The organism is Kineobactrum salinum, assembly GCF_010669285.1.
Taxonomy (GTDB): domain Bacteria; phylum Pseudomonadota; class Gammaproteobacteria; order Pseudomonadales; family Halieaceae; genus Kineobactrum; species Kineobactrum salinum.
This window is the reverse complement of the sequence record NZ_CP048711.1, coordinates 4,046,403-4,059,400: the sequence shown is the minus strand read 5'-3', so window position 1 is coordinate 4,059,400 and position 12,998 is coordinate 4,046,403. Positions and strand designations below refer to the sequence as shown.

Annotated in this window: 9 protein-coding genes and 1 pseudogene; 3 read left to right on the top strand and 7 right to left on the bottom strand. The window is 57.8% G+C overall.

Annotated features, from left to right (window positions below):
- The 7 genes from G3T16_RS17980 to folD form a co-directional block, all read right to left on the bottom strand.
- Window positions 1-1,020, bottom strand: a complete 1,020-nt coding sequence (locus G3T16_RS17980; protein WP_163496427.1) for an alpha/beta hydrolase — start codon at window positions 1,018-1,020, stop codon at window positions 1-3.
- 119 nt (window positions 1,021-1,139) lie between these two features.
- Window positions 1,140-1,913: a hypothetical protein gene (locus tag G3T16_RS17975; protein WP_163496426.1), complete on the bottom strand. Its 774-nt coding sequence runs from the start codon at window positions 1,911-1,913 to the stop codon at window positions 1,140-1,142.
- 60 nt (window positions 1,914-1,973) lie between these two features.
- Window positions 1,974-4,388 (bottom strand): TonB-dependent receptor domain-containing protein, encoded by a 2,415-nt coding sequence (locus G3T16_RS17970; protein ID WP_163496425.1) that lies wholly within the window; start codon window positions 4,386-4,388, stop codon window positions 1,974-1,976.
- Window positions 4,389-4,718: 330 nt separating this feature from the next.
- Window positions 4,719-5,831: a FecR family protein gene (locus G3T16_RS17965; RefSeq protein ID WP_163496424.1), complete on the bottom strand. Its 1,113-nt coding sequence runs from the start codon at window positions 5,829-5,831 to the stop codon at window positions 4,719-4,721.
- Window positions 5,821-6,363, bottom strand: a complete 543-nt coding sequence (locus tag G3T16_RS17960; RefSeq protein ID WP_163496423.1) for an RNA polymerase sigma factor — start codon at window positions 6,361-6,363, stop codon at window positions 5,821-5,823. The genes G3T16_RS17965 and G3T16_RS17960 overlap by 11 nt, the downstream gene beginning before the upstream one ends.
- 114 nt (window positions 6,364-6,477) lie before the next feature.
- The gene (locus tag G3T16_RS17955; protein ID WP_269473315.1) at window positions 6,478-7,851 is read right to left on the bottom strand and encodes a sodium-dependent transporter; all 1,374 of its coding nucleotides are present in this window, start codon (window positions 7,849-7,851) and stop codon (window positions 6,478-6,480) included.
- 131 nt (window positions 7,852-7,982) lie between these two features.
- Window positions 7,983-8,876: a bifunctional methylenetetrahydrofolate dehydrogenase/methenyltetrahydrofolate cyclohydrolase FolD gene (gene folD, locus G3T16_RS17950; protein ID WP_163496421.1), complete on the bottom strand. Its 894-nt coding sequence runs from the start codon at window positions 8,874-8,876 to the stop codon at window positions 7,983-7,985.
- Window positions 8,877-9,341: 465 nt separating this feature from the next.
- Between folD and G3T16_RS17945 the strand changes: the two genes are divergently transcribed.
- The 3 genes and pseudogenes from G3T16_RS17945 to G3T16_RS17935 all read left to right on the top strand — a co-directional run bounded on the left by G3T16_RS17945 (window position 9,342) and on the right by G3T16_RS17935 (window position 12,980).
- The gene (locus G3T16_RS17945; RefSeq protein WP_163496420.1) at window positions 9,342-10,412 is read left to right on the top strand and encodes a helix-turn-helix domain-containing protein; all 1,071 of its coding nucleotides are present in this window, start codon (window positions 9,342-9,344) and stop codon (window positions 10,410-10,412) included.
- A 439-nt stretch (window positions 10,413-10,851) separates the two neighbouring features.
- A pseudogene (locus G3T16_RS17940) lies at window positions 10,852-12,078 on the top strand (TonB-dependent receptor domain-containing protein); the annotation flags it as partial.
- A 32-nt stretch (window positions 12,079-12,110) separates the two neighbouring features.
- Window positions 12,111-12,980 (top strand): TonB-dependent receptor domain-containing protein, encoded by an 870-nt coding sequence (locus tag G3T16_RS17935; RefSeq protein ID WP_163496418.1) that lies wholly within the window; start codon window positions 12,111-12,113, stop codon window positions 12,978-12,980.
- Window positions 12,981-12,998: the final 18 nt, after the last annotated feature.

The window sequence follows — 12,998 nt, the reverse complement described above, 5'->3', positions numbered from 1 at the left end:
TCACAGGGGTAACGCGAAGCGCAGACCGCGACTGATCGCCGCAGGGATGACACTCAAGTGGGTTTCGCCTGCAAAGACGATGATTTTGACTTCTGTACCGGCAGGGGCATCCAGGGATTCGAGCCTGTTGGCCAGAGCACGAACCTGGGTAATCATGCCGAAGGCCGTCATCTTCGCTTGCATCTGCTCCCGGGTCGCACCCGGGTGTATCTTCACATGGTCGGCCAGCTTCTCCTCGAATTCCCCGGCCGTGAACAACACGCGGGGAGCACCCTTGCCGACTGCTAGCTGCGCTGCGAGCTTGGCCTCGTCCTTCAAGATCGCGCCATTGTTCCAGTTGATGGACGGACTGTTAATCAGAAATGTGCGATAGGCCTCCGGATGGTTAAACAGGACGTGCAGCGCGAAGAGACCGCCAAAAGAATGGCCCCACAAGGCGGTGTCGCTGTGGTCGACCGGGTAGGCAGCCTCGATCTGTGGCCGTAACTCCTCGGTAAGGAAGCGGTGGAAAGCCTCCGCCTCGCCGTACGTCGCACCCTTCGTCAATGGCGAGGTCTCCAAGGTAGCATGGGTCGCCGGATCGGGAGGGAAGGGAAGCAGGTCGGCCATACGTGTACGCGCAGCCGTCTCCCACCCCTTCCCGTAACCGATACCGATAAGATAAGCAGGCTTGATTTCGAGGCCAATGGATTGCATCATCAGCGCATCGGCGGCGGTATGGAAGTTGAAGTCACCGTCATTTAGATAGACCACCGGGTAGCCTTCCGGGGGCATCGGCGCCGCTGCCGGCGGTTTGGCGACAAAGATGCGGTAGGTCCGACCGGTGAATTTCGACGTCATATCCCACTGCTCAGCGTCAGCGCGCACCAAGGGCGAGCGGGCAGGTGTGGCCGAAGAAAGATCAGCGGACATCCCTTTTGCCGCCATCGCCTGCGAACCAAGGCCACCCAGAGCCGAGGTCGTTGCTGCCGCAATAGAAACCGCCAATGCAGTCATTGCCGTGCGCCTGTTAATCTTCATGAATCATCCTTTTACTTTTCGTCTGTCCCGAGGGCGGAATTGCAACTATTGCCGCCGCAATAAAATAATGTATCGTCGGTGCCCTTACCGTACCCAGCCGCTCTCGATGTCCCGGCGCATCAAGTCGATTTCTCCTCTGCATAGCGGCCGAAAGCCTTGGGGCGGGAGGAATAATCGCGGTAGGCCTGCCTGTCGGGAAACGGCGTCGCCGCCAGCGGCATAGCCTCCACCTGCGCCGCCCAAAAGTCGCGCATCAGCGCGTCGAGACGCTGGCTTGTACTTTCCCCCGTTTCGTCATCACCCGCCTCCAGGTACCGTTTGGTAACATCCAGGTGCTGATCCAGGAAATGCTGCGACTGTTCCCGTAAATTCATTGCCTGCGCCTGAATATAATCCGCCGCCGGCTTCCCCTCTGGCACCTGTATATTCAGCAAGGTGTGTGCGTAGAGCGCGTAGCGTGCGCCGTCCCCTGTCTCTATCGCCTCGTAGGTCGCGTGAACGCGCATATCCGACTGCGGATCTCCCAGGTAGTGGGCATAGAGGCTCAAACGCCGCGCTGCTTCGTCCAGCTCTGTGATGTAAACTTTACGCTCGTCAATGAGCTGGTTAGCCTCATCCCTGAGAACCATGCGGTATCCGCTGATATAGGCGGCCGGGTCGTCCGCCAGTGGGGCTGACTCGTATCCTGACGGCGCAATTCCTTCGACCTGCAGGTAATAGTCCTGAATCAGCTGCCACACCCGGTCTGCGCTGGCATCGATATCGACTGCCGCGTAATTAAACAGCGAAACCGTAACGCTAACCGGTGCTTTGTCAGACAGTTGTGCTTCGTCGGCGGCCATTGCACTCAGACACAGCGTGAGGAGGCTGGCGATCAATAAATTGTTGGGCATTAGTTCCCTCCCACGAACGATGAAGTCGCCCCTTTTGGGGGGGCGCGACAGTGTAATGGATCAGAAATTGAACTTGAGATTCAGCCCGATGGTGCGGGGACGGTAGCGCAGAGCAAGTACGCTGTTTGCCTGCGGCACCACGGCGCCGCCCTCGTCATTGAGGTTCTCGCCGAACAGATACAGTCCCCAGTTTTCGTCCTGAATGCCGACACGCGCATTGAGCCGGGTCGTTTCGTCACCCGACGTGCGGATAGCACCAAAGCCGGTGGTGCGCTCTGCCATATGCTCCAGCGCTGCGAGGGCGATGAAGTCCATGCCGTTTATGGCGCCGGGGTTCAGGTAGTCCACCGAGCCCGACAGGGTATATTTAGGGAACTCGTTGATCTGCTTGCCCTCTTCGTACACCAACGTCATGCCATCGGCGCTTAAGACGTCCTCGTCGTAGGTGGAAGAGTTCCAGTTGCCACCGATGCTGAATGACAGCATATCCGTCAGCGAGTAGCGCAGTGCAAGATCCAGCCCGTAAGCAGAGGAGGAACCGGCGGTCATGAACGCACCCAGCGTCGCGGGGACCACTTCCACCACGGTCTGCAGATCGTCCCAGTCGATGTAATACAGCGCACTTTCCAGCGAGAAGCGCCCGTCCAACCGGGTGAGCTTCATTCCAGCTTCGAAACTCCAGGCCTCCTCCGCGCCGACCTCTTCCGGTACCGAAATGCCCAGCAGCGCCGCAGTCGATACAGTGACTGCCGGCTGCGTCTGACCGCTACGAAAGCCTTTGGAAATGGTGCCGTATACCAGCGTGTTGTCATCCGGGCGCCAGGCCAAGCTCAACCTCGGGCTGATATCGTCGTATTCGCCCCCGAGTTCGGGAAAGGCAACGTCTCCCGTTGTGTCATTGCGCCTCCGGTCATCCTCGAAATAACGAACACCGATCGTGCCATCGAGGGTATCGGAAAAGCTGTAGGTAAGTTCACCATAAACCGCCCAATTTTCCGATTCAGTATTCTCCGTGAACAAAAAGTTGACACCAGGCAGGCTGATCGCTGCTTCAGCAAACGTCTCCACCTCAGAGTAGATAGCGCCCGCAACCCAGAAAATCCGGCTGTCCCCGTTGGACGTCAAGCGGAACTCCTGAGTGAAATTCTGGTTCAGCCGATCCGTGGTACCGAATACGGAATCGCTGAAGAGGTCAAAATCCATTGTCGCCGTGGAACTGCTGAGCGTAAACGCACCTAAGTCGATATTGACCAATGCGCTGTAGATCTCGTATTCGGCATCCGTCGAGGCGCGCCCGCCGCCGACAGCGAATACATCGTTCAAACCATTGTCGTTAGCCAGGTTGCCGCCCGAAGCGTCAGAGTCATAGTTCCACGCGGAAGCGATGACGTCGACCCTCTCACTCGGAGTGAAGCGAAGCTTGCCACGCCACGTCGTGACATCGAAGTCGTTGTAGCCCTCTTCCTCAATGGCGCCGGTCGAGTCATTGAGGTCGATCCAGCCGCTTTCCTCCTCGTGCGTGACCGCTGCGCGGAGGCTGAGCGTGTCGTTCACGAGAGGCAGGTTGACCGCAGCCTTGTAGCCCCGGTTGTCGCTGCTGCCCTCGGTATCCGAGTAGGAGACGTCACCCTTGAACTGGAACTCGTTGTGCTCGGGATCGCGAGTCAGGATCCGGATCGTACCTCCGAGAGAGCTGGCGCCATACAGCGTGCCCTGGGGGCCGCGCAGCACCTCGACCCGCTCCAGGTCGAAGGAGCGCACGTCGGGCACACCCGTTATACCAATCGTCGTGAAAGGTATTTCGTCGAGGTAGAAACCGACGGGAGGGTCGCCAAAGATCGAGGACAACCCCCTGATGTAAATCACCTGGCTGCCGTTGCCGGTGTCATTGACCGCAACCCCCGGGGCGCGCTGCAAAAAATCCCCCAGATTGTCGGCACCCATGCGCTCCAGGTCGTCACCGGTGAACGCGGATACCGAAATCGGAGCATCCATCAGTGCCTGCTCCCGCTTGAGCGCAGTGACAATGACTTCCTCCAGCACCGGACGCGTGTCGCCTTCCCGGCGCTCAGTCTGTGCCGTCGCACCCGTGACGCCGCCGGTTGCCACCGCGGCAGCGACGGCCGGCGCGGTAAACAGGTTGACCATCCTTGCCAGCAATCCTTTATCCTGTTGTTTCATCTCTTCCCCTTCCCCACCTTGTGTATTGTCAGCCACCTTGACGACAAGTGTGCCGGCTGTATCGACCTCTGCCTCAAGACCACTCTCGGCCAGCAGTATCGATAACGCCTCATCCGCCGCATAGCGGCCACGTACGGCATTGGAGCGGTAGTCCTTCAATTGCCTTCGAGGCAGAAGAACTTGCCGCCCGGACTGCCGGGCATACTCACGCAGCGCAACGTTGGCGGGGCCGGCGGGAAGATCGAAGCGGAATAACTCCTGGGCGATAGCCAGCGCGGGCAACAAAAGACCCACACACACCATCGCCACAAGTGGCCATCGATAGCGCCTTTTTTCCAAGGAGCCATTCGCCTTCCCACGGGCGGCCAACGCCGCGCCTTGGTATAAAAGACCCCTGGGCTTTGGAAATCTGTTAGTTCGCTGCGAAGAAATTTACAGCACCCTCCGTGTTAGAGAACAATCTGTACATTCGCGGAACAATATCAGGCTGTTATAAGTCCCTGCGCAGGCAGGATAAGTGGGTGGCGACTTGATTTATGACAGCATAGCGACAATACAGGGACCGCTCAACCAGGTGAGGACGCTGCCTGATCTTCAGGGAGGAATATAATCTTGAGGAATGGATCAGGACCGTTTCAGCACGATTCTGTCGTCGTCCTCCCGCACCACTTCGATACCGAAATTCAGACGCAAGGAATTGAGCATACTGGCGAGATCATCTGATTTGAAGTAGCCATCCACCGCAATGGACCGAAGCTCGGAGCCTTCAATAGAGATCTTTAGCGTCGTGTAACGTGAGAACTGGTCGATCACTTCTTCCAGCGATTCGCCCTCGAAGGCCAACATCCCCTGCTGCCAGATCAGCTTGCGGGACAGTTTCTCCCGCGCCACCGTCTCCACGTGCTCTATGGTCTTTGAGAAGGTCGCCACCTGGCCGCTATCGAGCACTGTTTCGGTCGGACCTTTATCCTGGTCGCGCTGATCCAGGGTACCGGTAGCCATTCCGGATATCGAATGGGGTTTTCCTGGCCCGGATTGCTTTGGGGGCAACTTCTGCACCGCCTGCACCCTGACACGGCCCTCGGTCACCGTAACCTCGACACCGAGCTCCCGCTTATAGACACTGAATGCGGTTCCCACCGCGGTCACCAACCCTTCTCCCGTAACCACAACGAAGGGACGTTCCGGATCGCTGGCCACCGAAAAAAAGGCTTCACCCCGTTCCAACACCACTTTGCGCAGGGTGTCTGTGAGTTCAATCTGCAAAGCGGTATCGGTGTTCAAGGTCAGCGTGGAACCGTCGTCAAGTTCCACCAGCTTGCGCCCGCCAACCTCGGTCGCGTAGGACCGTGGTTGCCCCTGTCTGTCAAACCATCCGTCATTCTTCACCAGACCAAAGCCAAGCGCACAGGAGAGGACAACGGCTGCCGCGATGGACCCGCCTCGTCTGGGCCAGGATGATGGCGAAAACGCCGGCCTGGACTTGGCGTCCGACAAAGCCGCCGGCTCCAACTCTAGAGGTAGCAAGTCCGCCAGTACCTGGAGTACATCAGCTTGGCCGTATACCAGGGCAGTCTCGCGGAACACCCGCCGGTGCTCCGCTGACTCGGCAAGCCAGACTTCAAGTTCGGCGGTGTCAACCTGGCTCGGGTCACGATAATCCAGCTCGACGAGCCACTGCGCCGCCCGGTCCTGGACAGAGAGGGGCTTTTCAAAAGGCACGACCTTACTCACCATCGCCGCCCTCCAGATAACCGTGTTCGCGCATATATTCCGTCACCCGCGCCAGCGCCTTGGCCAGGTGCTGATTGGCGGTGCTCACCGTGATCCCCAAGCGCTCCGCGATCTCATTATGACGCAGGCCATATACCTTTTTCAAAATAAACACCTTGCGACACTGCTCGGGCAGCGCCCGGGTTGCCTCACAGAACAGCGCAAAGCGCTCTGAGCCTTCAATTTGGCGCAGCACACTGTCCCCACTGTCCAAGACCTCCGACAACTCCAAATCTTCTATGAAGTCGGTAATTTTGTTGTTGTGCGAACCCAAATGCTTGAGGGACAGATTGCGCGCGGTACGGAACAGGTAGTTTTCAGGCTGCTCGATGCGCTGGTCTATCCACGACTGATAGCTGCGCACGAAAGTCTCCTGAACCACGTCCTCTACATCCTGTGGCCGCTTGAGATAGCGCGACACCAGGCTGAACAGGCGGGGGCGGCTGCTTAGAAAGAGCCGTACAAACTGCCGGTCGGACTCCCTGTTCTTTTTCATGGTCGGCTCACCACAGTATACACCAAGAGCCACAGTTGGCTGGATAGTACCGCAGGACAGATCGTATGCCCAGCGTCTTCCAGACCATCCGTGGCTGCAACACTGATGGAAGCGTCATTCGCCCACGCCCAGTACGAACACCAGGAAAACTGCTGTGGGAACTACATACCGAATCAGAAAATACCACACCCTGAACAATGCTCCATGCCCCAGCCCCAGTTCTGTTCGGCAGACCTCCCGACGGATAAACCAGCCCACGAAAATGGCGATCAGCAGACCGCCAATGGGCAGCAGTATCTGGTTGGCAAAATAATCCAGTGTACTGTTGATATCATTGCCGGCCAGAGTGTAATCGGCCAGTGTGTTGTAACCCAGAATGCTGACCACACTGAAAGCGGCGATCAGTACCAGAATCGCCAGCGCGCTTTTGTGTCTAACGTATCCCTTGTGTTCCTCCAGCCAACAGGTCAGGGGTTCGAGCAAACCCACCATGGAGGTAATCGCGGCAACGGAGAGCAACAGAAAGAAAAGCACGCTGACCACGTGACCACCGGGCATCTGCGCAAAAGCCACCGGCAGGGTTTTAAAGATCAGGCCGGGTCCACCCGCGGGATCCATGCCGTTATTAAACACAGCCGGGAAAATTACCAGCCCCGCCAGCAGAGCAACCAAGGCATCGGCAAAAATGATCAGCATCACTGATCGGGGAATGGAGACAGACTTCGGCAGATATGCGCCGTAGGTCATCATACCCGCCATGGCTACCCCAATGGAGAAAAACGCCTGTCCCACGGCCGCCAGCACCACCGAGGCATTGATCTTGCTGAAATCGGCGATAAACAGATAATCGACCGCTTCGGCAAAACCGCCGACCACGACGTTGTAGCCCACCAGAGCCAGGAGCAGGATGAACAGGCCCGGCATCAGCACGGTTACCGCCCGTTCAATTCCGTTCTTTACGCCGGCGTAGATGATCGAGCCCGTAATGGCCAGCCCCAGCAGGGTCCAGAACAGCATGCCGCCGGTGTCGCCGAGCAAGTTGGTAAACGACTGGATCGCAACCACCCGGTCTACACCAGCGAATCCACTCACCACGGCCTTGAACAAGTAGTTCAGCACCCAGCCGGCGATCACACAGTAGACCACCAGGATAGTAAATGCCGCCAGAAGGTTTATGCCGCCCACCAGCTGCCAGTGTTTGCTGCGCCGCTCCTGCAGCGCGACGCTGCGCATCGCGCCGGGCGGCGACATCCTCCCGCGCCGGCCCACCAACAGTTCCGCCATCAGGATCGGTACACCGATCGCAAAGGCACAACACAGGTAAACCAGTACAAAGGCGCCACCGCCGTTCTCGCCGGTAATATAGGGGAAGCGCCAGATGTTACCAAGGCCGACAGCAAAACCCACCGAAGCCATCAGGAAGGCAAAACGCGATGACCAACCCGGGGGGACGTTCCCGTGGTATTGGCGCTCACTGCGGAGGTCGATGAAATCTGCATGGGTTTATAGGTCTCGTCTTCTTCTTGAATTCGCTGGCGGCATTCAGAGAATGCCGAGAGGGGCAGTCATCGCCGGGGCCGGCAGCGGGAACACGACCTCGACGACAACCGTCAGCCCTATCAGACAAGCCCGCAGGAGACACCTCTCTGCAGGCAGGCCGCCACCACGGTATTGCGCAGCAGGCAGGCAATCGTCATGGGACCGACGCCGCCGGGTACCGGCGTGGTCGCACCCGCCACCTCCACCACCTCATCGAAGGCCACGTCGCCCACCAGCCGGGCCTTCTCCTCTCCCTCGAACCGGATACGGTTGATGCCTACGTCGATCACCACCGCGCCGGGCTTGATCCAGTCGCCCCTCACCATTTCCGGTCTTCCGGTGGCGGCGACGACGATATCAGCCTGACGGCACAATGCAGGCAGATCCCGGGTGCGAGAGTGGGCAATCGTGACTGTGCAGCTCTCCCGCAGCAACAGCTGCGCCATCGGCTTGCCGACAATATTGCTGCGTCCGATCACGAGCGCGTTCTGGCCGCAAAGGGCGCCGTCGAATTGTTCGCGCAGCATCAGTGTGCAACCCATTGGTGTACAGGGTGCCATGGCCGCGGGGTCGCCCGTGGCGAGCCGACCTACGTTGGCCGGGTGAAAGCCGTCAACGTCCTTGGCGGGGTCAATCGCCTGCAGCACACGCTGCTCGTCGATATGTCCGGGCAGAGGCAGTTGCACCAGAATGCCGTGCACCGCAGGATCGTTGTTGAGCCGGTCGACCAGCGCCAACAGTTCATTCTCGGGGACCGCGACATCCAGCTTGTGCTCCAGACTGAGCATGCCCGCTGCCACAGTCTGTCGACCCTTGTTCCTCACATACACCTGGCTGGCCGGGTCGTCGCCCACCAGCACCACTGCCAGACCCGGCTGCAGTTGGTATTCCGTCACCAGGCGAGACACTTCCAGCCCAACCTGCTGCCGCAGGCGTTCCGCCGCCGCCTTTCCGTCAATAATGTTCGCGGTCATCGTGCAATCCTCAACAAGACACGCTGGGAGCCTCGAACCAGTCCCAAAGGTCGGTAGCCAGGAGAGGTCGGCATACAACAGGACGGCCCCTCTTCCAATTGGGCAAGCATCACGGCTGCGCTGATATCCTACAATCGATTTAAGTCGATGGGATTATTCATTGTGAGCAGGACATAAGTCAAGTGTCTCATGCGCGTATTCGATGCATACTCCCATTTAACCGTGAGCGGTAGGCATGGCAACAGCTCCAGCTAAACCTTTCCGTGATCGGTGAATACCGAAGTGCGTACTGGCGATTGCATGACATTCGCTCCGAACAGCTATCTGGCTATGGAATGGCTGTGTCTTGGGCTAGTATTGGCAAATATCCTCATTGAACCTGCCGGAATGTCTTCCAGACCAGAAATGCTCCGCAGTAACATGGCTATCAATGAAGACCAGTTCGCCCCGTCCTGAAGAGCCGCAATGAAAGAACCCCCGGAACAGGAAGGTTTCAGAGTCCATCGCCAAGGGGCGATGCTGGAACTTATTGAACCAGAAAGGCGCAAGCGGCCGCCGTTTCTGGTCGGGGAGGATTTTTTTGACTTCAATGCGCTGGAAACACTGGTGCGGAAACTGGTCGGCGCACGGGAGGGCCTGGCCGGAATCCGGGTGCCCTTCCCTGGCGGCGGCTGTACCGAGTATCTACCCATTGAAAAAGGCTGTCTTCTGGCTCTCAACCGGAATATTCAGTCTACACCGGAGCTTGATTCCTTTTCCTACAGAACATCGGACTGGGCCGCTCTCCGGGTAAGGATTTCGGGTTTCTTCCGGGAACAGATTTCCAGCACTTCGATGACCGCCGGGGAAGGCAACGCCTCGCTGCTGTATTTCGGCAGCGGTTGCCGCTACGGCCTCAACCTGACTGCCGATTCGCCGGTGTCCGGCGTTTCCCTTGTGTTTCACCCGGATATTATATCGCGCCGCGTTCTGGGCGATGCGGATCTACTGCTGGAACGGCTGCGGGGAGAGGTAACGGAAACTCATGATCTGCCTCATCTTATTGCCTGGCCGGGCGATCTCGTGATGCAAGGTCTGGCCCTGCAGATCCTGCAGCTCGACAGTGCAGCGCCGGTGTTCCGGATCATGGCGGAAAGCCTCGCTCTCAGTCTGTTCGCCCGCTGCATCACGCTGCTTGGGAGTGATTCTGTGGAAGCGACGGATCAGGCGGTACGCCTGCGGGCGAAGGACCTCCAGCAACTCGAAGTGGTGCGCAAGGTACTGGAGACGGATTTCTGCAACAGTCATACCCTGGAGGAACTCAGTCGCCTGGCCGGCATCAACCGGCGCAAGCTTACAGAGGGCTTCAGATCGCTGTTCGGCACTTCGGTGGGAGAATATGCCATCAATCAACGCATGCGCCGCGCGAGGATTCTCCTACTCGAAGGAATACGCGTGGGCGAAGTGGCCGAGCAGGTCGGGTACCAGGATCAGGGCAGTTTCAGCCGCGCCTTTAAGCGTGTAGTTGGCGTCAATCCGCGCGCTTTTTCTACCTAGCCCCATTGACACGGATACTTTCCAATCTATCAGGCCAGCCCGTCGGTGCCATTCTGCACAATCTTTGTGCCGATCTGCCATAAACCTCCCCCGGAAGCTTGCGTACTATCATTCATAAGTCATTTGATTTAATTATACTAAAGGGGCGGAAAGGGATCATGAGAAAACACATCGGTTTTTGGGGTCCCGCGCCCCGGTCATCTGTGGTGCTCGCGGGGATGGCGGCAACACTGTCATGTGTAGATCTGTCTGCCCAGAACCAGGCCGTTGCACTCGAAGAAGTCGTGGTAACGGCAAGGCTGCGGGAGGAAAGTGCCCAGGACATTGGTCAGAGCATTCGTGCTTTCGGGCAGAGAGAGATGGAGCGGGCCGGGATCGTGGATTTCGGTGATATCGCACGGCGTACGGCGGGCATGGACTTCACTACCCGGGGCCCAACGCCAACGAAGTGTCCATGCGCGGTGTCGCCAAGCTCGTGAACGGGGCAATCCTGGATATTCTCGGTACATTGCCATTGGTCAGTCAGTTCGTGGACGATGTTCCGGTAATTGCCGCCAGTTCACGGCAGCGCGATTTCAACACCTTCGATTTCGACCGGGTGGAAATATTGAAGGGACCGCAACCGACCTACTTCGGGGAAGGGTCGGTGGGCGGTACAGTACGTTATTTCAGCGCCACGCCGACGCTGGAAAGCGGCGTCAGCGGCAAGGTCAATGCCAATCTTTCGACGACGGAGAACGGCGGTGACAACCATACGCTTAACGGCGTCGTGGACCTAACGCTTATTCCCGACAAGCTGGGTGTGCGGCTAGTGGGCTTTACCCGGGATGATGACGGATTTATCGACAATGAGCTGACCGGACAAGAGGACTATAACGACTATCGTAGCGATGGGGGGCGGCTGGTTGTACTCGCGTTACCGACCGACGAGTTGCGCATCCAGTTCTCAGCCCATGTCGCCAATGACGATCATGGCGGCGATTGGATTGCAGATGTAGCGGCTTCCAACCCACAGTTCAGTCAGCGTCCACTGGATGAGGAGTGGCAAGACGATTACGAACTCTACAATCTGACCCTGGAGTATGATTTCGGGCCTGTTCGCGTGACATCCATTACTGGTTATTACGAACGGGAGCTGAGCTACTCACGCTACGATTTCGTCCAGGCGTTGAACAGCCTTCCAGTGCTGTTTGGTATCCAGGGAGATGTGATTACCAACACCTATACCAGGGATGAGAACCTCACTCAGGAACTGCGTCTGGTCTCTGACTTGCAGGGACCGCTGAACTTTGTTGCCGGCCTGTTCTACAAGGACGCCGACAGCTTCAACAGTTCCAGTGCTGTTTCGCCACAGATTGAAGCCCTCAACGCGAATTTCCTCGCCCTGACCGGTAGCGGCGCTGAGCCCAACGGATTGTTCTTCGGTTCCGAAGTCGTGGGGGACCCCGCCAACCGGGAACAACTGGCGGTATTCGGTGAACTCACATTCGAAGTCAGTGACCGGGTGAGATTGATCGGCGGCGCTCGCTGGCTTAACGAGGACCTGGCATCGCCTGTTCAGAACCCCGCAACGCAGAATGACCCGGCACTGGCCGTGTGTGCATTGGCCGCTGATTTCACGCCCGATGTATCCTTCCCCAATAACCCTGCATCGCCTCTACCCTGATCAGCAATGCTGTTCTGACTGGAGCGGTGGGTTTGCAAGACCTGTTTGAAGTCGAAAATTCCATGAACGGGGAATGGTTGCCCAAAGCTGCAGTAGAGTTCGATCTCCGGCAGGATGTTCTCCTTTACGCCTCTGCCAGCAAGGCCATCCGCAACGGCGGGCTCAACTCCAGCTTCACGGTAGCCCAGGCAGACGAGATCGACAATGAAGATATAAGCTATGACCCGGATGAAATGTGGGCCTATGAAGCGGGAGTGAAGAGTCAGTGGCTTGACAATACCCTCGTGATCAATGGATCGGTTTTCTACAACAAGTGGAACGATATCCAGACGCTGATCGGCACCAGCGCAGGCTCCCTTTTTGAAAATGCCGGCGAGGCGGTTTCCACTGGCTTTGAGCTGGAAGGATTCTGGCAAATTAATGATTGGATCAGCTTCACCAGTGCTTTCAATTACACCAAATCGGAATTCAAGGATCGGCAGGTGTGGGAAACACCGGAGAGCCTGGTAATTTCCCAATTGCTGGGTAACCCGCCAAACATCATCGAGGATGGCAATCAGTTGCCCAACGTACCCGAGTACAGCCTGAGTCTGGCCGTGGACGTCGTTTATCCCACTGCGTTGACGGACATCGATTTCACCGGACACCTGGACTATCAATGGGTCGATGAACGGTACCAGAACAGCGTCAACGATCCCGCACTTCTGCTGCCCGACTACGCCCTGTCGAACCTGCGCCTGGGATTGCAATCAGAGAACTGGTCTGTGGTGGGCTATGTCAGCAACCTGAGCAATGAGATCAGTCCACAGAGCATACTCCGGGTAGGACCCGGTGGGTCAACGCGGGCGGCTTATCTCAACCGTCCCCGTACCTGGGGCCTGAATCTTACTTACAGCTTCTGATGTAAAGCGGCCTGGTCG